Annotated in this window: 24 protein-coding genes; 4 read left to right on the top strand and 20 right to left on the bottom strand. The window is 44.3% G+C overall.

The genetic code is table 11. The features are described from left to right. The 10 genes from VIN08_RS17110 to VIN08_RS17065 all read right to left on the bottom strand — a co-directional run. Positions 1-500: tRNA pseudouridine(55) synthase (locus VIN08_RS17110; protein ID WP_331967490.1), on the bottom strand; the 500-nt coding region annotated here is incomplete at its 3' end. Next, positions 500-1,291: an undecaprenyl-diphosphate phosphatase gene (locus VIN08_RS17105; protein WP_331967488.1), complete on the bottom strand. Its 792-nt coding sequence runs from the start codon at positions 1,289-1,291 to the stop codon at positions 500-502. The genes VIN08_RS17105 and VIN08_RS17110, both read right to left, overlap by 1 nt. Before the next feature lie 77 nt (positions 1,292-1,368). Further along, a complete protein-coding gene (locus VIN08_RS17100; protein ID WP_331967486.1) occupies positions 1,369-1,572 on the bottom strand; it encodes a DUF3098 domain-containing protein in 204 nt (67 codons plus the stop codon). Positions 1,573-1,597: 25 nt separating this feature from the next. Beyond that, complete coding sequence (locus tag VIN08_RS17095; RefSeq protein WP_331967484.1) at positions 1,598-2,482, bottom strand: cell division protein FtsX; 885 nt, start codon at positions 2,480-2,482, stop codon at positions 1,598-1,600. 128 nt (positions 2,483-2,610) lie between these two features. Further along, positions 2,611-3,516, bottom strand: a complete 906-nt coding sequence (locus VIN08_RS17090; RefSeq protein ID WP_331967482.1) for a hypothetical protein — start codon at positions 3,514-3,516, stop codon at positions 2,611-2,613. A gap of 3 nt (positions 3,517-3,519) precedes the next feature. Next, complete coding sequence (locus VIN08_RS17085) at positions 3,520-4,059, bottom strand: sigma-70 family RNA polymerase sigma factor (protein ID WP_331967480.1); 540 nt, start codon at positions 4,057-4,059, stop codon at positions 3,520-3,522. Positions 4,060-4,155: 96 nt separating this feature from the next. Next, positions 4,156-4,581, bottom strand: coding sequence for a DUF2147 domain-containing protein (locus VIN08_RS17080; RefSeq protein WP_331967478.1), 426 nt, complete (start codon positions 4,579-4,581; stop codon positions 4,156-4,158). A gap of 96 nt (positions 4,582-4,677) precedes the next feature. After that, on the bottom strand, positions 4,678-6,855 hold the full coding sequence (locus VIN08_RS17075) for a sodium-translocating pyrophosphatase (protein ID WP_331967476.1): 2,178 nt from the start codon (positions 6,853-6,855) through the stop codon (positions 4,678-4,680). Between the two features lie 159 nt (positions 6,856-7,014). Then, entirely contained in the window at positions 7,015-7,398 is a 384-nt protein-coding gene (locus VIN08_RS17070) for a hypothetical protein (RefSeq protein WP_331967474.1), read from the bottom strand. Further along, on the bottom strand, positions 7,395-7,919 hold the full coding sequence (locus VIN08_RS17065; RefSeq protein WP_331967472.1) for an acyl-CoA thioesterase: 525 nt from the start codon (positions 7,917-7,919) through the stop codon (positions 7,395-7,397). Before VIN08_RS17065 ends, VIN08_RS17070 begins: the two co-directional genes overlap by 4 nt. A 200-nt stretch (positions 7,920-8,119) precedes the next feature. Here VIN08_RS17065 and VIN08_RS17060 point away from each other — a divergent pair, with 200 nt between their 5' ends. The 4 genes from VIN08_RS17060 to thrC all read left to right on the top strand — a co-directional run bounded on the left by VIN08_RS17060 (position 8,120) and on the right by thrC (position 13,191). Further along, positions 8,120-8,245: a hypothetical protein gene (locus tag VIN08_RS17060; RefSeq protein ID WP_331967470.1), complete on the top strand. Its 126-nt coding sequence runs from the start codon at positions 8,120-8,122 to the stop codon at positions 8,243-8,245. A gap of 106 nt (positions 8,246-8,351) precedes the next feature. Next, positions 8,352-10,796: a bifunctional aspartate kinase/homoserine dehydrogenase I gene (gene thrA, locus VIN08_RS17055; protein WP_331967468.1), complete on the top strand. Its 2,445-nt coding sequence runs from the start codon at positions 8,352-8,354 to the stop codon at positions 10,794-10,796. A 91-nt stretch (positions 10,797-10,887) separates the two neighbouring features. Continuing rightward, entirely contained in the window at positions 10,888-11,817 is a 930-nt protein-coding gene (locus tag VIN08_RS17050; protein WP_331967466.1) for a homoserine kinase, read from the top strand. Between the two features lie 69 nt (positions 11,818-11,886). Continuing rightward, complete coding sequence (gene thrC, locus VIN08_RS17045; protein ID WP_331967464.1) at positions 11,887-13,191, top strand: threonine synthase; 1,305 nt, start codon at positions 11,887-11,889, stop codon at positions 13,189-13,191. On the opposite strand, the gene VIN08_RS17040 is transcribed toward thrC, so the two are convergent. The 10 genes from VIN08_RS17040 to VIN08_RS16995 all read right to left on the bottom strand — a co-directional run bounded on the left by VIN08_RS17040 (position 13,163) and on the right by VIN08_RS16995 (position 23,428). Continuing rightward, on the bottom strand, positions 13,163-13,630 hold the full coding sequence (locus tag VIN08_RS17040) for a GtrA family protein (RefSeq protein ID WP_331967462.1): 468 nt from the start codon (positions 13,628-13,630) through the stop codon (positions 13,163-13,165). The two genes, thrC and VIN08_RS17040, sit on opposite strands and share 29 nt — an antisense overlap. Before the next feature lie 92 nt (positions 13,631-13,722). Continuing rightward, complete coding sequence (locus tag VIN08_RS17035) at positions 13,723-14,373, bottom strand: protein-L-isoaspartate(D-aspartate) O-methyltransferase (protein ID WP_331967460.1); 651 nt, start codon at positions 14,371-14,373, stop codon at positions 13,723-13,725. Positions 14,374-14,748: 375 nt separating this feature from the next. Next, a complete protein-coding gene (locus VIN08_RS17030) occupies positions 14,749-15,642 on the bottom strand; it encodes a 3-hydroxybutyryl-CoA dehydrogenase (RefSeq protein WP_331967458.1) in 894 nt (297 codons plus the stop codon). A gap of 99 nt (positions 15,643-15,741) precedes the next feature. After that, on the bottom strand, positions 15,742-17,196 hold the full coding sequence (locus VIN08_RS17025; RefSeq protein WP_331967456.1) for a POTRA domain-containing protein: 1,455 nt from the start codon (positions 17,194-17,196) through the stop codon (positions 15,742-15,744). Positions 17,197-17,259: 63 nt separating this feature from the next. Beyond that, the gene (locus VIN08_RS17020) at positions 17,260-18,378 is read right to left on the bottom strand and encodes a prolipoprotein diacylglyceryl transferase (RefSeq protein WP_331967454.1); all 1,119 of its coding nucleotides are present in this window, start codon (positions 18,376-18,378) and stop codon (positions 17,260-17,262) included. Between the two features lie 87 nt (positions 18,379-18,465). Beyond that, positions 18,466-20,292, bottom strand: coding sequence for an NAD(+) synthase (gene nadE / locus VIN08_RS17015; RefSeq protein WP_331967453.1), 1,827 nt, complete (start codon positions 20,290-20,292; stop codon positions 18,466-18,468). 73 nt (positions 20,293-20,365) lie between these two features. Continuing rightward, on the bottom strand, positions 20,366-20,731 hold the full coding sequence (locus tag VIN08_RS17010; RefSeq protein ID WP_331967451.1) for a four helix bundle protein: 366 nt from the start codon (positions 20,729-20,731) through the stop codon (positions 20,366-20,368). A gap of 237 nt (positions 20,732-20,968) precedes the next feature. Next, positions 20,969-21,700 carry a ribonuclease III gene (rnc, locus tag VIN08_RS17005; protein ID WP_331967449.1) on the bottom strand — a complete coding sequence of 244 codons (732 nt, stop codon included), beginning with the start codon at positions 21,698-21,700 and terminating at the stop codon, positions 20,969-20,971. Positions 21,701-21,933: 233 nt separating this feature from the next. Beyond that, positions 21,934-23,181, bottom strand: a complete 1,248-nt coding sequence (fabF, locus tag VIN08_RS17000; RefSeq protein ID WP_331967447.1) for a beta-ketoacyl-ACP synthase II — start codon at positions 23,179-23,181, stop codon at positions 21,934-21,936. 37 nt (positions 23,182-23,218) lie between these two features. After that, complete coding sequence (locus VIN08_RS16995) at positions 23,219-23,428, bottom strand: acyl carrier protein (protein ID WP_331967492.1); 210 nt, start codon at positions 23,426-23,428, stop codon at positions 23,219-23,221. Positions 23,429-23,432: the final 4 nt, after the last annotated feature.

Below are 23,432 nucleotides of genomic sequence, written 5' to 3'. Positions count from 1 at the left end.
GATACAACCGGAAGTGCAATGCCGGTAATTTCAAATTCACGTATCTCTACTTCGCGTGGTTTCAATTCTATCTCCTTTCCTTTGCGCGCAAATTCGTATGCCCGCTTACCACCAATGCGAATAGCTGAGTGCATGGGTGGCAACTGACTGACGTTGCCAATGAAGGAAAGGGTTGCCTCGTGTATAACTTTTTCTGTAATGTGCGAGATGTCGATAGGAGTACTCACTTCAGTTTCCAGATCGTGAGAGGGTGTTGTGCTACCGATGGTAAATGTACCGGTATATTCTTTTTCCTGCCCCATAAACTCTTCGATGCGCTTGGTCATCTTTCCGGTGCAGATGATCAGCAGACCCGTGGCCAACGGATCCAATGTACCGGCATGACCGATTTTTTTCATCTTGAGTATATAGCGAAGCTTGTTCACCACATCAAAAGATGTCCACTTCAGTGGTTTGTTGATGAGGAGCACGCGGCCTTCTTCCGGTGTTTTATTTTCCATTATACGATGGAGAGACCTACGCCAAGATAGTAGAGTACAAGAATAACAATGCCTAATACAATGCGATAGTATCCGAAGAGTTTGAATCCGTGCTTCGTAAGGAAAGTTATAAAGGATTTGATCGCGATCATCGCTACAATAAAGGCCACTATATTTCCGATGGCAAACAAGGTAATTTCGTTGGAACCAAATGTACCGCCATCCTTAAAGTACTTGAACATCTTCAGTGCAGTAGCAGCAAACATGGTGGGCACCGCGAGGAAGAACGAAAATTCAGCCGCAGTGCGTTTGTTTAGTTTTTGTGTGAGTCCGCCAATGATCGTGGCAGCAGACCGTGATACACCGGGCATCATGGCAATGATCTGAAACGTTCCGATCTTGAGCGCGGCAGGGTAGTCTACCTGCTTTTCGCTGGTCTCATTTGCTTTAAAGATCTTGTCAACGAAAAGGAAAAATATACCACCTGTCAGCAATGTATAGCCTACTACATCTACTCTTTCCAGCAATGCATCGATCATGTCGTTAAAGAGCAGGCCGGCAATAGCAGCTGGTATAAATGCTACAATCAGTTTGAAATAAAAATCGAGCGACTGAAAGAAACGTTTCCAGTAAAGAACGATCACCGATACGATGGCTCCGAGTTGAATGGCTACGGTAAACATTTTGGTGAACGGATCGCTGGCAATACCCATAAGCGAAGAGCCTATAATCATGTGCCCGGTAGAAGATATAGGCAGAAATTCAGTAATGCCTTCGATGATGGCCAGAATAATAGCTTGAAGAATACTCATGTGAGGTGATTCATATCTCGTAAAGAATACCGGCAGCGTGTTTCGGCCGGTAGGCGTTACGTTGTTATGCGTTGTTCTTACTTGACAGGTTTATGAAGAATGGCGTATATCTCCATGACAAATCCGGCAACAACAACGATAGGCCCGAGGGTAAGTCCCAGAAAACCAAAACCGTGTTGTCCTTTATCCAGCGACATGATGATGAATCCAAGGATGAGTGTAACCACACCGATGATCATCCATTGATAGTTCTTTTTGCCGAAAGGAAGTTTACTTTCCATGTACGTTCTATTTATCAGTATATAATTAATACAATTGATCTAATGACATGCGCAGGTAGCGATTGATAGAGAAAAAGGTGCCGAGCACGGCTACGAACATTCCTATAACAATCAATATACCCAGCAGCATCATAAAGTGTTCCTGGTTATGCAGCAGGGAAAGGTCTTCAATCTTTCGCTGGGCATAGTCGGATAGAGCCCAGAGTAATGCGGAAGTGAGGAAGCCGGCCAGTAACCCATACGTTGCAGCGCGCACCAGGAAGGGACGTTGTATAAACCAGCGCTTGGCGCCCACCAGTTGCATACTGCGAATAAGAAATCGCTGAGAGAATAGCGCGAGACGAAGTGTGTTGTTGATCAGCAGCACTACCGTTATCAGTAATAATAAGATCAGGCCAGCCAGTATAAAACCGAGTTTGGTTACGTTACTATTTACTGATTCTATTAGCCCTTCTACATAGTACACTTCAAACACACCGTTCATCTTTTGGAGATCGCTTTTGATCTTTTCCATCTGTGCTTTGGAGTGGAAGTTGGGATCGATATTTACCAGGTAGGCATCTTTCAGCGGATTTTCTCCAATGAACTGTTTAAAGTCTTCGCCCGTCTCGGCAATGAATTTCTTAGCGGCATCTTCCTTGGAGAAGAACGCCACACCTTTGCCTTCTTCACGGTTTACAAAGTCCATCGAGAGAAGTTTATTCTCGATTTGCAGGCGTTGTGTTTCTGTGAGATTGGATTTCAGGTATACCTGCATCTTGATGTTCTGCCGGACCTGGTGTTCAAGTTCCTGCGAGTAAATGATCAATACACCAAACAAGCCGATAACAAACAGGGCCAGTGTTATACTAACCACTACACCGATACCCGGGTAGCCACCTAACTTCTTTTTGCGGGCTCTCTTTTCCATGTCAATCGCCAAAGTTAGGAGAAAATACCAAATAGCCGAGCAGTATTCCTGCGATGGCCAGTATAATAGAGATATATAAAAACAAAAAGCCCCTGCTTGTGGGCAGGGGCCTGGTGGAGTTTGGTCAATCAATTTCCGCGATGCTCTTTCAATTTCTTGATCAGGGCAGGATCGGTGATGGCTGTGAGCGGCTTCACTTTATCGGAAGCTTCGTTCAGCAGATAATATTTGTTTTCATGGAAGAGGAAAACGGTGTGTTTGTTTTCGCTGAAGAACTCCATGATCTCAATGAGTTTCTTATCGAACGGACCGTAGAGGTATAGCTCTCCGTTTTTGAATTGATAGTGGAAGTTATACTTCTTGTTGTTGCTATCAGTTTTTACCGTCATAGACGATTTGTTTGCTTTCACCGTTCCATCGGCAGTGGCACCTTCTGTATGTGCTTTGTTGCCGGCTTCTTCAGTCGGGTCAAACACATCGATCTTGTGTTCTGCTGTAGAATCTTTTTGCTTCGGTGTTATCGCTGGTTTGCTAACCTGTGTCGTTTCTTCTTTTACCTGTGGTTTTGTTACAGCAGAAGATTTTTCTGCAGGCTCATTCTCCGGTGTAGTAGCAGGTGTTACTGCAGATATACCGGTGGTTTCAGCAGGCTGCTCAACAGCTTTGGTTACATCCGTTTTTGTTTCAGGTGCTGTTTGTGTAACAGGCGCCTGCGGTGCCGTTTCTTCTTTACCCTTAAAGTAGAAGTATATTCCCGTTGCTACCAACCCCGCAGCTACTACACCAACCAGTGTTTTTACACCGACTGAAATCTCGCCTCCGGATGTTGATGGTACCGGTATATTATTCAGCATCGTTTTCAACTCTTGTATACGAGCCTGACGAAGACCTTCTGCTACTTTCTGTTGCAGCGCGTGTTCACGTTTCAGCTCCTGATTGGACTGCAGCGTTTGCTCGAATGCTGATCTCTCTTCGGCATTCAGCTTGTTGCTGATGTAGTCGTCCAGTAATTCTAAATCTCTTTCTAATGCCATAACTTAATCCAGAAAATCGCGCTCAGAATACTGAGCTTTCACTAACTCATCTAATTTCATTTTACATTTATACTTCTTGGTTTTGGCGGTATCAGTGTTTGCAAAACCCAACTTGTCTGCAATCTCCTGCATCGACATTTCTTCGAAGTAGTAGTACATCAATACTTTCTTGCAGGTTTCTCCAAGTTGCTCGATGCACTTTAAAATTATTTTATCGCGTTCAGCCGTTTCAGTATCTAACGAAACAGCTGAGTCTTTTTCTTCATTCGACAGGCGTTTTTTTCGATCCAGTTCCTTTCGCCATAAATTCTGGCAAATGCTATAGATATAGGTACTGATTTTCGAAGTCATCACCAGGTTGCCCGATGTTGCTTTCTGCCAGAAAACGATTAATGCATCCTGGTAAATATCCCGAGCCTCCTCTTCCGTCCCGCTGTTGGTAATGACCAGTTTGGTCATCATCCGGTAATATTTCTTGTACAAGAACTCCAGAGCCTTTTCATCGCCTTTACAAATGCGCTCGAAGATCTCTTTTTCGTCCATGTTTGAACTCGACCTGTATACCATCTTAAAATGAGGTTGTAACCACTGGGGTTCCTTTTTTATAGTTTTTTTCTGTGAATAAACGAATAGAGCAGGCTAATTTAACCTCTTCCACGTTTGCGTTCTGTAAAATGGTCCCCAGTATCCGCGCACCTTCAGATCTTTGCCCTCGATCCAAAGTTTGCAGCGGTAAATCTTTCCTTCTTCCGGATCCAGAATATTCCCTTCAGAATATTCCTCTCCCGATTTCTCCATGTCTTGAATGATCTCCATACCGATGATCTTCTTTTTAAAGCGGGCATCATCTTCCGGACATTTTGTGCAGACAGGATCTGGGTCTTTTCCTTTCGCAGGAAATATCCTGATAATTTTTCCAAAAACCTTCCCGTCCTTTTCAAAGATATCAACGATCGATTTTTCTTCTCCGGAAGAATCATCAACAGACTTCCACTGGCCCAGGATCGACTTCTGCGCCAGACCTATATTTCCGGCCAGCAAGAGTATAAGGGTTAGTATTTTCATGAAAGCTGAGGGGTTAATTATTTCAAAAATAGAAAAAGCCCCGGCATTACCGAGGCTCTCCTATAATTTGATGTTTGCTATTCTGTATAGCGTGATTTATTTCGACACAGCTTCGCTGACTACTTCTACTTTCGCTTTTACCGATTCGGTATGAACGGTAGCACTGTGATTTTTATGACTGATGTGCGGTGCAATGATCAACGCTACGATAGAAGTAAGCTTGATCAGGATGTTCATGGAAGGACCTGATGTATCCTTGAACGGATCGCCCACAGTATCGCCTGTTACAGATGCCTTGTGTGGCTCTGATTTCTTATAGTATGTTTGGCCGTTGATAACAACTCCCTTTTCAAAAGATTTTTTAGCGTTGTCCCACGCACCACCTGCATTCGACTGGAACATACCCATCAATACTCCGGATACGGTAACACCTGCCAGCATACCTCCGAGTACTTCCGGACCGAACGTAAAACCAACCAGGATCGGCAGAATAAGTGCGATAGCACCGGGAGCGATCATCTCACGAATAGAGGCTTTGGTTGAGATGGCCACACATTTCTCGTATTCCGGTTTTGATTTATACTCCATGATGCCTGGTATCTCGCGGAACTGTCTGCGTACTTCATTCACCATATCCATCGCTGCACGACCTACAGCCGCTATAGCGAGTGATGAGAAGATGAACGGGATCATACCACCTACAAACAAACCTGCAAGTACAGGAGCTTTATATATATCGATGGCTGTAATGCCGGATATACCTACGAAGGCAGCAAACAATGCAAGCGAAGTAAGCGCTGCGGAAGCAATAGCGAAACCTTTACCGGTAGCTGCAGTAGTGTTACCAACAGCATCCAGGTTATCAGTACGATGACGTACTTCTTCAGGAAGCTGACTCATTTCAGCAATACCCCCTGCGTTGTCGGCTATGGGACCGAATGCATCTATAGCAAGCTGCATCGCTGTCGTGGCCATCATACCGGCTGCAGCAATTGCTACACCGTATAAGCCGGCAAATTCATACGATGCTATAATACCGCCTGCCAATACAAAGATTGGTGCTACGGTTGATTCCATACCTACTGATAAGCCACCAATGATGTTGGTAGCATGACCTGTACCGGATTGCTTGATGATGGAAAGCACCGGACGTTTACCCATCGCAGTATAGTATTCAGTGATAAGACTCATCAAAGTACCTACAATCAAACCGATTATGATCGCGATGAATACATCGGTAGAAGTAAATTCCACACCACGATGAACGAGTGTTTCAGGCAGTAAATATTTAACAGCGAAGAATGAAGCTATAGCCGTCATGATAATGGACGACCAGTTACCAATGTTCAAAGCCTTCTGTACGCTGTCAGTTTCTTTCGAGATGCGAACGAACCATGTGCCTACAATAGAGAAGATCAGTCCGAGACCTGCAATCAACATCGGTAACAGTATAGGAGAGAGACCACCGAAGTGATCAGCCGAAGCATCGATCTCCTGACCCAACACCATGGTAGCAAGAATAGTGGCTACATAAGAACCAAACAAGTCGGCACCCATACCCGCCACATCACCTACGTTGTCTCCAACGTTATCAGCAATAGTAGCAGGGTTGCGCACATCGTCTTCCGGTATACCGGCTTCAACTTTACCCACCAGGTCAGCACCAACGTCTGCAGCTTTGGTATATATACCTCCGCCTACGCGGGCAAACAGTGCTATAGATTCTGCACCTAATGAAAAGCCTGCTAATACTTCAATCGCTTTTTTCATTTCGTTGCCGGTGACGGCTGCACCTTCCGGAACGAAGTATTGATAGAATATAATGAACAATCCACCGAGGCCGAGTACGGCAAGACCAGCAACGCCTATACCCATTACCGAACCTCCGGTAAAGGAAACTTTTAATGCCTGGGCTAAACTTGTGCGGGCTGCCTGTGTGGTGCGCACGTTGGCTTTGGTGGCGATCTTCATACCGATATATCCGGCAAAAGCAGAGAGCACTGCACCAATAAGGAATGAGATAGCAATGATCGGATGAGAATCTTCTACCAATGTGCCTGACCAGCCGAGAAGGATGGCTGCGATCACAGCAAAATAAGCGAGAACTTTCCACTCAGCTTTTAAAAAGGCCATTGCTCCGTTGGCAATATAGCCCGCCAACTCTTGCATTTTAGCATCGCCGGCATCCTGTTTAGTGACCCATGCTGACTTGATTGCCATAGCGATCAGGCCGACAATCCCCAAGGCAGGAATGATTAGTAACGTACTGTTCATTGTTTAAGAATTATGAATCTGGTTTTATACATAAAAACCATCCTTGTTTTGGCAGGATGGCTTTTTACAAGAATCGCAAAGATATAAATAGACGGCAAACTGCCAAACGATTGCTAACGTTAGCGCTATACTAAGATCGTTGAAAAGCAGGAAGTTGTATCAGAGCCCGAACATCTGCTTGAGGGCGATCCAGAGATTTTTCTTTTTCAGATCGTCCAGGTTGCTGATAGAGTCTGCAGCTATAACAGAAACTCCGTTGAGGGTGAGATGCTCATACATCTTGGCGGATGACTTGAGCTGCGCACCTAATGCCAGTACTTTACTCGGGGCTAATGGTAATAAATCTTCGATGGTAAAATCATTTCGGATAATGATTTGCACCGAACCCATGTTGAGTCGTACGGCTGCCAGCATTTTAGAAAGCACGGTGCGTTCATCTTCCGAATGGGTTTCCCAAGGTTTAGACAGGATGATGAGCACGCGGGAAGGTAACTGGTATAGTTCTTCCTGGTAAAGACTTTCTATGGCAGATGATTGACTCACGCTTCTTTAATGTCAAATATAGATCGAAGTTCGTTGGCTTCCTGCGGTTTCATTCTTCCGGAGAGTATCAGGCGAAGTTGTCTTCTGCGAAGGGCTCCGTTATAGAGTTCCTTCTCTTCGTCTGTTTCAGGTTCTACTTCCGGTACATCCGTAGGCTTGCCGTTTTTATCAAGTGCTACAAATGTAAAGTAGGCAGCGTTGCTTTCAAACTTTTGTCCGGTCGGTACATCTTCTGCTTCCACATCAATGCGAATTTCCATCGATGAATTAAAAGCACGGGTAACTTTTGCTTTTAACGTTACCACATTACCGAGTCTGATCGGATGTTTGAAAGATATATTATCAACCGAAGCAGTAACTACAATACTATTGGAATGTTTCTGTCCGGCAATAGCCGATACTATATCCATCCAGTGCATGAGTCGTCCGCCCATCAGGTTGTTCAATGTATTGGTATCGTTCGGCAACACCAACTCCGTCATACTGACGAATGATTCTCGTGGGAATTTCTTTTTACGCATTCTTGTGTGTTGAGGTATTGATGTGTTGGTGTGTTGAAGTTAGATGAAGGTATAATTGTTAATGTTCGTTTTCACTACATCAACACCTGAATACTTCAGCACTTCAACACATACAAAGCGCTAATAACCGTTAGTTCGTGCAAAAATCTAAAAAAATAGTTTGCAATCAAGTATATCATTTCATTATTTCGATGCGCCTTATGCAAGCAGTACAATCTATAGCAACATCTTCGCTCTTCACATCTGTGAAAAGCATTGCTATTGCTTGCATTACCGTTACTGCTATTATTATCACCATTACTATTATTACTATTATTACGGGGTAACCCGTGATTATTTTACCCCCGCCCCATAGGATTATGTCCACCTCCAGGAGATGGAATTTTTAATCAGCAGTAAACAGACAACAAAAACACCTGATAATATTATTTCATGAAGATATTAAAGTTCGGTGGCTCATCGGTAGCTACCCCTGCGCGAATACAATCCGTTGTAGAAATAGTCAAACCTTATCTGAAAGGCGATGTAGCTGTAGTCTTCTCCGCTTTCGGAGGAGTAACTGATGTATTGATCGGTATCAGCAAGCTTGCCTTTGAAAGTAATCTTGAATATAAAGTTAAACTATCAGAGCTGGAGAAGCGCCACCTCGATGCTGTACGCGAATTGATCGGTGTACAAAAGCAAAGCAGTATACTGGCGCAGGTAAAGTTCATGATCAATGAACTGGAAGATGTACTGCATGGAGTATTTCTGGTAAAGGAGCGTACACCCCGCACGTTGGATTATATCATGAGCTTTGGCGAACGCCTCTCAGCCTATATCATATCAGAAGCATTTAAAGATCGTGGTGTTGCTGCCGAATTTCTGGATGCACGCAAAGTAGTGCGCACGGATGGACACTTCGGTTATGCTAAAGTAGATTTTGAAACTACGAATAAACTTATTGCTGATTACTTCCGCAATCATACTGATCTGCAGATAATCACCGGATTTATAGGTACATCGGAAACCGGAGAGACTACAACCCTGGGGCGCAGTGGTTCAGACTATACGGCCGCTATATTTGCCGGAGCACTGCATGCGTCTGATCTTGAAATATGGACAGACGTAGATGGTATGATGACGGCCGATCCGCGCCTGGTAAAGAAAGCATTTACTGTTCCGCAGATGAGCTATGAAGAAGCGATGGAACTCTCGCACTTCGGAGCAAAAGTAATTTTTCCTGCTACCATGCAGCCGGCCATGGTAAATCATATACCTATATGGATCAAGAATACATTTAATCCTTCGTTTGAAGGAACGGTTATACATGCCGATGCTAAAAATGGCAAGCTGATAAAAGGTATATCTTCCATGAATAACATTTGTCTGCTCAGTGTACAGGGCAGTGGTTTGCTGGGAGTGGTAGGTGCATCGATGCGACTGTTTGCTACACTCGCACGCGAGAAGATAAATGTGATTCTCATCAGCCAGGCATCGTCAGAACACTCTATCTGTCTGGCAATCGAAAATCAATATTCAAAACAGGCGAAGAGCGCCATCGAAAAAGAATTTCAATACGAGATACGTAACGAAGAGATCGATGAGGTACAGGTAGAAACAGACCTGTCGGTTGTAGCCGTTGTAGGCGATGGTATGAAACATAGCCCGGGCACCAGTGGCCGCATGTTCAGCTCATTGGGTAAAAATGGTGTTAACGTGATGGCTATAGCACAGGGATCTTCCGAGCGAAATATATCGGCTGTAATCCGCCAGGTAGATGTAGCCAAGGCACTGAATGCGCTGCATGAAGCATTCTTCCTCTCGGATAGAAAAGTGCTGAATGTTTTTATGGTGGGTACAGGGCTGATCGGTAATTCGCTGGTAAATATGATCCGCGAACAATTTGCCAAACTTGCCAAAGAAAATCTGCTTGAGATTAACGTAGTGGCCGTAGCCAACAGCAAGAAGATGCTCTTCAATGAAGACGGTCTTGCGCTGGCCACCGGTATCGAAACGATGAAGCAAAGCGGTGAGGCTATGGGCATGAAAGCTTTTGCTGATAAAATGATAGCGCTCAATTTACCGAACAGTATTTTTGTGGATTGTACTTCGAGTGAAGAAGTTACAGCATTCTATGAAGATATACTTTCAGCCAATATATCCATCGTTACGCCAAACAAGAAAGCAAACTCGGCTTCGATGGAGAAGTATATCTCGCTGAAGCAAACAGCTTTCAGACGCGGTGTAAAGTTCTTGTATGAAACCAACGTAGGGGCTGGACTACCGGTGATCAACACCATGAACGATCTGTTGCTGAGTGGTGACAGAGTGATCAGCATTGAAGGTGTATTAAGCGGCACGCTCAACTTTATCTTTAGCTCCTATACCGAAGGCAAGAAATTTAGCGATGTGGTAAAAGAAGCGAAGGAGAAAGGCTATACCGAGCCCGATCCGCGCGATGACCTGAGCGGTATGGATGTGGCACGCAAGATATTGATCCTCTCGCGCGAAACAGGATTGTCGTTTGAGCTGAGCGATATACAGGTACAGAACCTGGTGCCACAGGATTGCCAGAAAGGAAGTGTAGAAGATTTCTTTGCAACGCTGGAGAAGCACGATGCATCTTTTGAGAAGTTACGCAACGAAGCCACAGCAAAAGGAGAGAAGCTTCGCTATATGGCGGTGCTGCGCGAGGGGAAAGTACATGTAGGCTTAGGATCGGTAAACAGTCAACATCCGTTCTATTCACTTTCCGGAAGCGATAATATTATACTGCTCACCACCGAGCGCTATCACGAACGCCCCATGGTAATTCGCGGCCCTGGTGCTGGTGCCGCTGTAACTGCGGCCGGTGTTTTTGCCGACATCATCCGTATAGGACACTATGCGAAGTAAACGATCCGTTATCTGTTACTGGTTAATAGTTATTAGCCTGACACTACGGATAACGGTTAACAAATAACGGATAACGATTAACGAATAAAGAATGAAATCAATAAAAGCATCTGCCCCGGCAACAGTAGCGAATGTATCCTGTGGCTTTGATATTTTCGGTTTTGCTGTGGAGGCTCCTGCAGATGAAGTAATCATTACGCTCACTGATAGTCCCGGAGTAAAGATTATAAAAATTACAGGCGATGATGGAAGACTGCCATTAGAGGCAGAGAAGAATACTTCCGGTGTAGCCGTATTGGAATATCTGAAAACCATCAACAGTCAATATGGTGCAGAGATTACATTGCATAAACATCTTCCGTTAGGGAGTGGTATGGGCTCCAGTGCAGCGAGTTCTGCAGCAGCCCTGGTTGCTATAAATGAATTGCATGGCAACCCGCTTACCCGCGAACAGCTTTTGCCATTCGCGATGGAATCAGAACGTATAGCCTGTGGCTCTGCGCATGCCGATAACGTTGCGCCTTCATTGTTAGGGGGCTTTGTACTGATTCGTGGCTATGCACCGCTTGATGTAACGAATATACCTACACCAGCCGAGTTATACTGCACACTGGTACATCCACACCTCGAATTGAAAACAGAAGACTCCAGACGCGTGCTGAAGCCCAGTATACCGATGAAAGATGCCATCACACAATGGGGCAACATTGCCGGTATGGTAGTAGGGTTGATGAAGCCTGACTATGGATTGATTCAACGCTCACTGCACGATGTAGTGGCTGAGCCGATTCGCTCGGTGTTGATACCGGGTTTTCATAAGATTAAAGATGAAGCTATGCAGGCCGGTGCATTGGGGTGTGGTATATCAGGATCGGGGCCTACCATTTTTGCATTATCGACTACCAGAGACATCGCGCAGCGTGTAGGCCAGGCGATGCAAAAGCAATTTGATATTCTTCAGTTGAAGAGCGATGTGTTTGTGTCGAAGATTAATTCGGAGGGAGCGAAGATTCTACGTTAGTACGTGTTTACGTGAGCACGTTGATACGTGTTTGAGTTTTTTAATGGTTTACAATTCTTAATAACGTCCATGAAATTTTATAGTACAAATAATAAAAGTGCAAGAGTTGATTTGAAGGAAGCGGTAACGCAGGGGCTGGCGCCTGATAACGGGCTATATATGCCGGAGAGTATACCGGTGCTGCCGCAGGAATTCTTTGATACCATCCATACGAAATCATTTCAGGAAATCGCTTTTACAGTAACCAACGCGTTGCTGGGTAAAGATGTGCCGGCTGAAGAACTAAAGCGCATTGTAGAGCATACTATTCAATTTGAGGCACCTGTGGTGGAGGTGGATGATCACGCGTATGCGCTGGAATTATTTCACGGCCCTACATTGGCGTTTAAGGATTTTGGAGCACGCTTCATGTCGCAACTGCTGGGCTATTTTGCCAAACAGCAAAATCAGGAGATCGTTATTCTCGTAGCAACTTCGGGTGATACCGGCAGCGCAGTTGCCAATGGTTTTCTGGGAGTAAAAGGAACGCGTGTAGTGGTGCTATATCCATCGGGTAAGGTGAGCGATATACAGGAAAAACAATTTACTACCCTCGGACAAAATGTAACGGCCCTCGAAGTTACCGGTACATTTGATGACTGCCAGCGACTGGTAAAGCAAGCTTTTCTGGATAATGATCTGCGTAAGAAATATTTCCTTACTTCAGCAAACTCGATCAATATCGCGCGGCTTATTCCGCAGTCGTTCTATTACTTCTATGCGTATGCACAAGTAAAGGATAAGAACAAGCCGGTAGTGTTCTCTATACCGAGTGGTAATTTTGGAAATCTCACGGGCGGGCTACTGGCGCAGCGTATGGGATTGCCGGTGCATAAATTTATAGCGACTACCAATGCCAATGATGTAGTACCTGAATATCTGAAGACCTCAGTGTTCCATGCTCGTCCTTCGAAGCAAACCATCAGCAACGCGATGGATGTGGGCAACCCGAGTAATTTTGTAAGGATGCTGGATCTCTTTAATCAGGATTTCTCCAAGCTATCGGCTGATATAGCGGGTTATGCCTTCTCCGATGATGAAACGCGTGCAGCGATGCGTCATGTCTACGCATCCAATGAATATATACTTGATCCACATGGTGCTGTTGGATACCTCGGGCTTATTAAATACCTCGAAGAGAGCGGTGAAGATGTGTCAGGTATTTTCCTGGAGACGGCTCACCCGGCCAAGTTCAAGGAAGTAGTGGAGGAGACGCTGTCAAAATCTATAGATATACCACAGCCCTTGCAAAAGTTTATGCAGCAGCCGAAGAAGAGCATAGGTATAGCCAGCGACTTCGAAGGATTTAAAGCGTATCTTCTGAATAATCTGTAGCAGCTGATTGTTGTGTTGCTACAGCACGGTTACGAAACACGAGGTGCTTGCGTGTAAAGAAATTCCAGATAACGGTAATCGCGATGGCGATTACCTTCGCGATGCGGTAATCGAGCGAAGTAAATTCGACAAAAGCCCAGAGCACGATCTGGTTTACCAGCAGTCCGCCTAAAAGACAAAGAAAAAACAACCCGGCTTCTTGTGCTTTGTTAACTGATGAAGCCGCATTGAACACATAACGCTTGCTGAGGATATAGGTAACGATGTTGGTTAATGCGAATGCCACCACATTGCCGATGAGGTAATCGATCGAAAGCTTTTCAACGAAAAGTATCAGTAGTGAAAACTCAATTACTGCGGAGATACCTCCGACAAAAGCGAATTTTACAAATTCCGATTTTAGCAATCTGAGTATACTTTCAACAATGTTGTTCTTCATAGAGCGTGGCAAAGAAACGAATTTTTATCGGAAGATGTGGTACGCAGTATTATCGCAGTTTTATCAAACGATTGAACGTCCGCGCATTTACATCATCCTTTCCAGCCTTGTTCGCCCAATAGCGGAACAAATGCGAAGTAATCAAACTCTTCTTTAAAAAGCTTGCCACCTTTTTTACGTATGCGCAGCATCACCTGCTTGTCTTTATCACCTACGGGAATTACCAGTATACCATCTTCTTTCAGTTGATCGGTAAGGGCTGTAGGCACTACAGGTGCTCCTGCAGTAACAATGATCTTATCAAAGGGTGCTTTGGCAGAAAGTCCTTTCGAACCATCGCCGAAGAAGAAGTGAGGCTTATAACCGAGTTGGGGCAGAAACTCCTTGGCAGTTTCGTATAGCTTCCGTTTATACTCAATGGTATATACTTTGGCTCCGAGTTCCAGCAATACACAAGCCTGGTAGCCGGAGCCTGTTCCAATCTCCAACACTTTATCTCCGGGTTTGATCTCGAGCTTCTCGGATTGAAAGGCAACGGTGTAAGGCTGCGATATGGTTTGACCTTCACCGATCGGGAAAGCCTTGTCTTCATACGCATGTTCGAGCAGGGCATTTTCAAAAAAAACATGGCGCGGAACCGCCCCGATAGCCTTCAGAACAGCCTCATCTTTGATGCCTTTCTGGGCCAGTTTTTTCACCAGTTTATTGCGTAATCCCCGCTGTCTGTAATTGTCTTCAATCATGAATCGTCTCGTAAAAAAGTTCGTTGTGGATAGATTGTGGATCGATTGTGTATAATATTAAATAATCTGATTATCAGTTACTTATTTCTAATTTTGAATTTTTCAAAATTGAAAAACGGCCTTTAAAAGCCATTTGACAAAGGTGGTTTACCGCCCCCGGAAAGTTTGAAAAATTCCTTAGGAAAATTCGAGGTTATGCCCGTACTTTAAAGTCCTCTCCACACAGTGATCAGCTTTTTGCCATAGCGTTTCACATGTGCCTGCTCCGGAGAGCCGGTGTTTCACCAGCCCGAACGAGTAGGAGAGAAGTGTAAATAAAGGCCAGCTATTCAAATCGAGTAACTGGCCTTTCACTTTTTTAGGGCGTTTTTGGCCTTATTTACCAGCAAATCTTCCCGAAACTTTTAAATCTTTACTGCCGGGTGTATAAGCGTAAAATCCGTTCCCTGACTTTACACCCTTGTGGCCCGCTTGCACCATATTTACCAGCAGCGGACAAGGCGCATATTTAGGATTGCCAAATCCATCGTGAAGCACGTGCAGAATAGAAAGGCAAACATCTAATCCAATAAAGTCAGCGAGTTGGAGTGGGCCCATGGGATGCGCCATACCAAGCTTCATTACTGCGTCTATCTCTTCTACACCGGCTACACCTTCATACAAAGAATAAATGGCTTCGTTGATCATCGGCATCAAAATACGATTGGCAATAAAGCCTGGGTAATCATTTACCTCTACAGGTATCTTTTCCAGGCTGCGTGATAATTCCATCACTGCTTTTGTTACTTCATCACTTGTGTTATACCCGCGAATAACTTCTACCAGCTTCATCACCGGCACCGGGTTCATAAAATGCATACCGATCACTTTATCGGCACGTTTAGTAACCGATGCAATCCTGGTGATGGAGATAGAAGATGTATTGGTAGCGAGGATTGTATCCGGTTTGGCAGCCGCATCCAGGTCTTGAAATATTTTCAGTTTGAGATCTATATTTTCAGTAGCAGCTTCTACTATCAGATCAACATTTTTAACACCGGCTTTCACATCGGTTAGTGTAGTGATGCGTTCCAGTATCTGTTTTTTTTCTGCTTCGGTAATAACAGCTTTCTCAATTTGTCTGCTGAGATTTTTATCGATCGTGTTCAACGCTTTCTTCAGCGCTTCTTCAGCAATATCAATCAATGTAACTGTGTAACCGTGTTGTGCGAAAGTGTGAGCAATACCATTTCCCATGGTGCCGGAGCCTATCACAGCAATGTTCTTCATAAGCATCTGAATTTATAGCGAACAAAGATAAGGATAGTAACGACTCTTGCGTAATGCGATGATCTTTGTATAATTCATGCACACGCAGCGTACTTTGTTTCAAAATTCTTTTCTGAAATTAAAAAAGAAACCGTGTTTCCCTTCTGCATTATAGGTATATTCAAAGCGCAGCACCGTGTCGTATGAACCAACAACATCAATACCTCCACCAATACCCGAAAGTATTTTATTCGTAAGTTGATTGTTAATAGTATAATGCGGGTAGTTGTTTACATATCCTATATCTGCATACGTCTTCAGATATATGGCTAAGGGTATATGGCGAAACTGTTGTATAGGCATTGCACCCCAATGATAGGTTTTGCCAAAGATCTTTTTCTTGAAGGTGGTTTTATTCAGTGCATATTCCGGTCCTTCGATCACATATACTTCATATCCGCGAATGATTTGCTTCTGATACCCCAACGCTCCGTAATTATAATAGGGAAGATTCGTGGGATTACTCCAATACCCAACGGTATAGTTGGAGAGGAAGAATCCATTTTTCAGATCGAGAAATCGTGCGTAGGTAGCAGTTATCTCCAGTTTATCAAGGTTATCAGACGAAACGAGGCCGCTCTTGGTAACATTGGCCAGCAGATAGTAGCCGCGCAACGGATAGCCTATGTAATCGCGATGGTCAGAGCTGAACTGATACGATAGTATGCTATAACGCTGCCGGGTGCGTTCAGAGCCCAGATAATTTGGATTGAGGTGTGCAATGGTATCGCTGATGTCGGTGCTCTTATAGCTTACAGAGAGCGCGTGCGATTGATAGAAGGACGGGCGATAGGTATAGGTAATTCCTCCCCCTCGCGTAGTGCGCACAATGTTGTCAGATTCCAGGTATACCAGTTTATGCTCGGCTGTTCGGTATGCAAGATTTTTTGTTTCCATAAAATCAAAATCGAGGATGAGTCCTTGCTTTTGTTTTTTGTCGATATAGGGAAACCTGTAGGTTATACCGAACCTGCGCGAGAAACCAAATTGTGCGAGGAAGCGAAGCGTTTCATTGCGGCCACGCATATTGAATTGATAGAGTCGCAAGCCGAAGTTTACGCGGTTCAGATCGTGATTATAGTTCTGCCACCATTCATTGAAGTTACGATCGGAAAGTTCAAATATAGGGGAGGGGAAAGTATACCATCGTTCGTTGATGTCGATGAGCAGATCGATGCGATCTGTTTCAAGGTCCAGTGTGCGTATTTCTACCGTGTTAAAGAGACGCGTGTTGATAAGTTTTTTCTTGTCAAGTTCTAACACACCGGGAAGGTCGGTGCTATAAACATAGTCGCCTGCTTTGAGTGTCAACTCACGCAGAATGATCGGATCGCGTGTAACACGATTGCCAATGATAAAGATGCGATTGATCTGAACAAATCTCCCGAGACTGTCTGAAGTTACTACAGGTAGTTTTACAGGATGCTTCACGGAGTCAGCAACGGTTAAAGAAGAAACCTGCTCGATCTCTGCCGGCAAAAAGAAGCTGATTAAACTGATGATAAGAGCCAGCATGGTAACGTTAAGACTTGCACTGTACTAACAAGTTTAACGTTACTTTTCGGAAAATCCGGATTTTTAAGCAGCCTTTTTTCGGAACGACCAAATCAGGATAATAATACCGGCAACAATGAGTGGTATACTGAGTATCTGCCCCATGTTGATGGCTAATTTATCTTCAAATGATTCCTGGTTCTCTTTTAAAAATTCGAAGAGGAAACGCATCGTCCACAGGAAGACCAGAAATATACCGAAGATCCTTCCGGGCACCAGGTTCTCTCTGTGTTTAAACCAGATCAGGAGCAATACAACAAAGAGTATAATACACGAGAAAGATTCGTATAGTTGTGCCGGATGCCTTGCTATACCCATCGTATTGATCTTGGCTACAAAGCCATCTTTATCGGGTTTGGCAATTTGATAATCGAGGTGAAGGCTTGGAGCCTGATCGAAAAATTCATCCAGTTGTGAAGTCAGCAGCGGCCGCACTTCTCCATCCAGCAACCTATTGATCTGTAATTCATCGGCTGTTGGTTTGAAGAATATATATATAGTAATGGGCATTCTGCCATCGGGACCTTTTGGTAACGTATCATTTTTAATATATACTACATCATCTACAATTCGGTCTGTGTCGATGCGTCTGTCTTTCAAAGCTTCTGTTAATCGACCAGTAAATACTACACCCCAGGGTTTATCCGTTGGTTTACCGATGATCTCTGAATTGAAATAATTACCGAGGCGTATCAAGGCTCCGGTTAATGCTACCAGAATAACAATGCGGTCTAATACCTGCAGGTAATTTTGTCCGGGTTTCTTTTTGCGGCTATACAACCAGAGCGCGAACAATATACCGATGGCACCGCCATGACTCGCCAGTCCTTGAAGGCCGGTAAAACGGAAAGGTTTAAACTCAAAAGGTAAAATTATACCGAGGGGATCAGTCCAGATAATTTCCGGCTGATAGAATATAACATGGCCCAGTCTTGCGCCCAGAATTGTGGCTACAACCATGTAGATGGTTAGTGTATCCACATCTTTCTCGGGCTTGCCTTCCCTGCGATACATATAGTATAGTATCTGCTGGCTTACCAGGAAGCCGAGTGCGAAAAACAATCCATACCAGCGAAGGGCAAAAGAACCGAACGAAAATATTTCCGGACTTGCGTTCCAAACGATGTAACTCAGTATAGCCATAGGCGGCAAATATAATAGAAAGCTGAAATCAACAAGCCTTTCTATATAAAGCTTGAAATAGAAAAGTCGGCCTATGTTATTGAAATATTACCCGAGCAGTTCGAGCTCTTCCCGGAATGCTGACGATAATATCGGGAAACGACACCATGTACGCGGGTCTACGTTCAGATCGTCCAGGTGAAAGGAGGGTGCAAGCCTTTCGCGTTTCCATTGGTTGGCTGACCATAGCCGGTAAAATTTTCGTATCCAGTTCTTTAATAAAGCTTCCTGGTGATGGGCTTTCATACGCTCATATACCTGCAGCGGAGAGCGTCTTTCCTGTATAGCATAGCGTTCTATCTCTGCCAGTACGGTATAGGGCATCAGGTCATCTTCATCCGTCTGGTTGCGTTCCTGGGGCCGTAGCTCAGCCGTTGGCTGTAAATTATTTACTGCGTTGAGACCGGTGTGTTGTAAATTACTCTCAGCCCAGCGCAGCCATTGAAGAATAAAAATTTTGCTAAGTCCGGCAATAGGAGCGAGGCTTCCGCTCGTATCGCCATCCATGGTAGCATAGCCTACATCGCCTTCGCTGCGATTAGAGGTAGTGAGCAGTACTGCACGTTTTACATTCGCCAGCATCCAGATAATGGGTGAGCGAGAGCGTGCCTGAATGTTTTGCATCGTAACGTCATCTTCTTCCCACGTGAGCTTGCGGCCTATAGCCTGTTCAATCTTGTGCGAATAAGAAGTTACTTCGTCATCAATAAGCCAATGATGAAAGCCGGCTCCGATAGAGTCAGCAAGCGATTTAGCAGCATGAAAAGTTTGTGATGAAGAATTGCGCGTGCCCTGGTATGCGCAAGTAAGCAGTTGCCCTACTGCTTCCTGCCAACGGATGGCTTGCACGTTTAGTGCCTCACAGAATTTATCCCAGCCGAGTTCTGTGCTGGCACGCTTTACCATCTCGGCCACAAACACAGCACAACAAGAAGAGTCGGCACCTCCGCTTAGCGACAACACAAATCCTTTTGCTTTACTCTTGCGGGCATAGTCGTACAACCCCAGGGCTACTGCCTGAACAAGCTCTTCATTTTTATCTTTTGTATCGTGCGATGGAGTCACTTCGCTGTTGCCCGGCTCTTTGAAATCTACCGTGGATGCTAATACCTGGAAACTTTTAAACGATAATCGTTTATTAACTGCGAGCAGTTTTCCTTTCTGTGCTATAATAATATCGCCATCGTATATCATTCGCCCGGCTTCATTGCCCAGCAGGTTTACGAAGAGGTATACACAATCGAAAGTAACCGAGCCATCGAGCACTACTTCCTGTTCGCGCAGCTGACTTTTGCCCATAGCAAAATGACTTGCACTGGGATTGAAGATAAGATCAACACCACGCTCTTTCAACCGGTAGCCCGGCCGATAACTTCTGCGCCAGCCATCTTCGCAGATCTCAAATCCGAAGGTGATACCTTCTGTTTCGTAGATCAGATCTCCTGCCTGGATGGTTTCATCGCCCAATGTTATTTCAACAATGCGATTAGGTATCCACGGATCGAACCAACGGGGCTCATAGTGTACACCATCACGCGCCAGATTTTGTTTGAAGGTAATGCCCAGTATTTTTTTGTTACGGATAACACACGAACCATTATATGTAATGCCATGAAGCCTCACCGGCAAACCTATACATATAGTAATATCTTCGCAGTGATTACGAATCTTCAGCACTTCCTGCCACGCACGTTCACTTACCCAATCACTCAGAAACAGATCCTCACAGCCATAGCCCGTTACACACAACTCCGGAAAACACAGAATCTTTACTCCCTGCTTCCGCGCGTCCTCTATAGCACCAATAATATTTGAGGTGTTGTTAGTCCAATCGAATGGAATCTGATTTACTGTAGCGCCTCCAATTTTCAACATATAGAATTTGAATATCGAATATTGAACACGGAATAATGAAGAAGGAAGGAGTGCCTGTAGCTTATGGTATACGTTAAGCTTCTGCCTTTAAGTTCTTCATAGCCGTTCCGATACTTTTAACAAATATGGAGATTAATTCGTCACTTTCCTGAAGTGCTTTTAGTAGTTTTTGTTCCTGGTGAGATATATACTTTTTACGATGAATGATTTTCAGGCAATTGAATGATTCACGAAGTTCTTTCAGGGCTACTTTCATTTTATGAATAAAATCTTTCCTGGACTCAGCACCTTGAGCTTCGCCATAGAGTAATGCAGGTCCTGTTCCGGATCGTACCAACTGACTGGCTAGGTGATTGGCTCCTCTGTCGTTAGGTAACGCTTCTACTGTATCAAGTATAAATACAGCGTAGTCAATAAGACGTTCCTCCAGATTTAGCACCGAGAATAATTACAACATGTATATAGCAAATATATGTACCCGCGGTTTATATGGAGTACTTAGCCCTATAATTTCAGAATAATGGTAGGCCAGGGGGAAATTATGACAATGTAGGCTACTTCTACATTCGTTACTCGTTAACTGTTATCCGTATCCGTAGATGTTCAAGAAAGGATAATGACCGTCTTTCACTTCTAAATTCGATATTCCGTGGTCAATATTCGATATTCAATTACCTTATGAAAGTAAATTCAGCATCTCGCACGTTTTCAACGCGGCATCTTGCTCTGCTTTCTTCTTGCTATTGCCATAGCCTGTGCCTTTGGCTTCGTTGTCTACCAGTACTTGCGCTGTAAACTCTTTATGGTTCTTGCCTTTCTTCACGTTCAGGATTTCGAATTTTACTTCTTTACCTTCACGTTGTGCCCATTCGATAATTTTGCTTTTGAAATTGGAGTTTGAATTGACCAGCTCTTCCAGATCATAGTTAGGATTGATGAGCTTGTCGATTACAAATTTCTTGGTGCGCAGATAGCCTTTGTCGAGGTATATAGCACCGACTATAGCTTCCAGTGTATTACCCAGTATAACTTGTTGCAGGTGAGAGTTTTTCTGATCGTATTGTACAATATTGCCCACACCGATCTTACGGGCGAGGAGGTTCAGTGTTTCGCGATTTACAATTCGCGAACGAATCTCAGTCAGAAAGCCTTCTGATTTAAACGGGAATTTTTTGAACAGGTAGTCCGCTACTGCGGCTCCGAGAATTGCATCGCCCAGATATTCAAGTCGCTCATTAGACTCTTTGAAACCCTGGCCATTTTCTTTAGCAATTGAACTATGTACCGTAGCTAATCGGTATAGTTCAAGATTAGAAGGAGTAAGGCCTGCAATGTTTTCTATAGCCCTGATCAACTTCTCATCATTCTTCGATTTCCCTTTCGGAAGTTTAAGGATTTTCCAGACCAAGTTATATGTCAGTTCATTTTTAGTCGGATGCTAATTTAATAAGATTCTTTGTATAAATGCGAGGATGAGAACCGTTACAACACGTTTCTCTATCCACTTTCGTAAGAAAGTTTGGTAACCTCCTTATTCTTTACCGGAATATTTATACCGGTATATACATACAAAGGATCTACCGGAGCATAAGGTTATACCTATGTTCCGGAAAGCTTAATCAGTAGAGAGAGTTTTTAGAATCAGTGCTTCTTGAAGATCACCGAGAAGTTATGACCACCAAAGCCGAAAGTATTGCTAAGGGCAATATTTATCTCGCGCTTCTGTGCCGTGTTGAAGGTCATGTTCAACTTTGGATCAAGATCCGGATCATCTTCAAAATGATTGATTGTAGGAGGAACGACTGACTGGTTGATAGCCATGATACATGCTATACTTTCGATGGCCCCTGCAGCTCCCAGCAAGTGTCCCGTCATGGACTTGGTAGAGCTGATGTTCATCTTGTAAGCGTGCTCGCCAAATACTTTTTGAATGGCGCGTATTTCACCGAGGTCACCCAGCGGAGTAGAAGTACCGTGGGTATTGATATAGTCTATTTGTTCCGGTTTGATCTCGGCATCTTCCAGGGCATTATACATTACCTGGATAATACCGGCTCCTTCCGGATGTGGTGCCGTGATGTGATAAGCATCGGACGACATACCGCCTCCGATAACTTCTGCATAGATTTTAGCTCCGCGTTTTTTAGCGTGCTCGTATTCTTCGAGTATCAGTGCACCGGCACCTTCGCCCAGTACAAAACCATCGCGGTCTTTATCATACGGACGGGATGCTGTTTCAGGGGAATTGTTACGCTCCGACAGCGCTTTTAAGGAGTTGAATCCACCCACACCTGCTTCGCATACAGCAGCTTCTGATCCACCCGATACAATAATGTCTGCCTTTCCAAGACGGAGGTAAGTGAAGGCATCGTAGAGTGCATTGGTAGAAGAAGCGCAGGCCGAAACTGTTACATAGTTCGGTCCGCGAAATCCGTATTTAATGGAGATGTGACCTGCCGAAAGGTCGGGAATCATTTTAGGAATAAAGAAAGGATTGAAACGAGGAGTTCCATCGCCTTTGGCGTAAACCTTCACCTCTTCCTGAAAGGTTAGTAAACCTCCGATACCTGAACCCCAAATCACACCAATGCGGTTTGGGTTGAGTTCAGCTATCGGGAGGTTTGCATCTTTTATAGCCTCATCAACCGCCACCATAGCATATTGTGTGAACGGGTCCATCTTACGAGCTTCTTTACGATCCATAAAGTTGCCGATGTCGAAGTTCTTTACCTCGCAGGCAAACTTTGTCTTAAAGAGCGTTGAATCAAAGCGTGTTATGGGAGCGGCCCCACTTTTTCCGTTCTGTAATCCATCCCAATATTCCTTTACGGTATTGCCGATGGGTGTGAGTGCACCAAGTCCTGTAACGACTACTCGCTTTAATATCATGATCTAAGAAGTGTGGTTGTATGAAGGCAGTGGTCAATTATTTCTTTACGTTTTGCTCCAAGTAAGAGATGGCCTGGCCAACAGTAGAGATATTTTCAGCCTGGTCGTCTGGAATAGAAATATTGAATTCCTTTTCGAACTCCATGATAAGTTCTACGGTGTCAAGTGAGTCAGCTCCCAGATCGTTGGTGAAGCTAGCCTCAGGAGTAACTTCAGATTCTTCAACACCAAGTTTTTCGATGATGATCTGC

Source organism: Ohtaekwangia sp. (assembly GCF_036568665.1).
GTDB lineage: Bacteria > Bacteroidota > Bacteroidia > Cytophagales > Cyclobacteriaceae > Ohtaekwangia.
Note: the sequence above shows the minus strand (reverse complement) of the source record. Positions and strands in the feature narration are given on the sequence as shown.

Bases quoted from the DNA above. Each gene is read 5' to 3' on its own strand.
- VIN08_RS17105 (WP_331967488.1), bottom strand. From the start codon at position 1,291: ATGAGTATTCTTCAAGCTATTATTCTGGCCATCATCGAAGGCATTACT.
- VIN08_RS17100 (WP_331967486.1), bottom strand. From the start codon at position 1,572: ATGGAAAGTAAACTTCCTTTCGGCAAAAAGAACTATCAATGGATGATC.
- VIN08_RS17095 (WP_331967484.1), bottom strand. From the start codon at position 2,482: ATGGAAAAGAGAGCCCGCAAAAAGAAGTTAGGTGGCTACCCGGGTATC.
- VIN08_RS17090 (WP_331967482.1), bottom strand. From the start codon at position 3,516: ATGGCATTAGAAAGAGATTTAGAATTACTGGACGACTACATCAGCAAC.
- VIN08_RS17085 (WP_331967480.1), bottom strand. From the start codon at position 4,059: ATGGACGAAAAAGAGATCTTCGAGCGCATTTGTAAAGGCGATGAAAAG.
- VIN08_RS17080 (WP_331967478.1), bottom strand. From the start codon at position 4,581: ATGAAAATACTAACCCTTATACTCTTGCTGGCCGGAAATATAGGTCTG.
- VIN08_RS17075 (WP_331967476.1), bottom strand. From the start codon at position 6,855: ATGAACAGTACGTTACTAATCATTCCTGCCTTGGGGATTGTCGGCCTG.
- VIN08_RS17065 (WP_331967472.1), bottom strand. From the start codon at position 7,919: ATGCGTAAAAAGAAATTCCCACGAGAATCATTCGTCAGTATGACGGAG.
- VIN08_RS17060 (WP_331967470.1), top strand. From the start codon at position 8,120: ATGCAAGCAGTACAATCTATAGCAACATCTTCGCTCTTCACATCTGTG.
- thrA (WP_331967468.1), top strand. From the start codon at position 8,352: ATGAAGATATTAAAGTTCGGTGGCTCATCGGTAGCTACCCCTGCGCGA.
- VIN08_RS17050 (WP_331967466.1), top strand. From the start codon at position 10,888: ATGAAATCAATAAAAGCATCTGCCCCGGCAACAGTAGCGAATGTATCC.
- thrC (WP_331967464.1), top strand. From the start codon at position 11,887: ATGAAATTTTATAGTACAAATAATAAAAGTGCAAGAGTTGATTTGAAG.
- VIN08_RS17040 (WP_331967462.1), bottom strand. From the start codon at position 13,630: ATGAAGAACAACATTGTTGAAAGTATACTCAGATTGCTAAAATCGGAA.
- VIN08_RS17035 (WP_331967460.1), bottom strand. From the start codon at position 14,373: ATGATTGAAGACAATTACAGACAGCGGGGATTACGCAATAAACTGGTG.
- VIN08_RS17030 (WP_331967458.1), bottom strand. From the start codon at position 15,642: ATGAAGAACATTGCTGTGATAGGCTCCGGCACCATGGGAAATGGTATT.
- VIN08_RS17025 (WP_331967456.1), bottom strand. From the start codon at position 17,196: ATGCTGGCTCTTATCATCAGTTTAATCAGCTTCTTTTTGCCGGCAGAG.
- VIN08_RS17020 (WP_331967454.1), bottom strand. From the start codon at position 18,378: ATGGCTATACTGAGTTACATCGTTTGGAACGCAAGTCCGGAAATATTT.
- nadE (WP_331967453.1), bottom strand. From the start codon at position 20,292: ATGTTGAAAATTGGAGGCGCTACAGTAAATCAGATTCCATTCGATTGG.
- fabF (WP_331967447.1), bottom strand. From the start codon at position 23,181: ATGATATTAAAGCGAGTAGTCGTTACAGGACTTGGTGCACTCACACCC.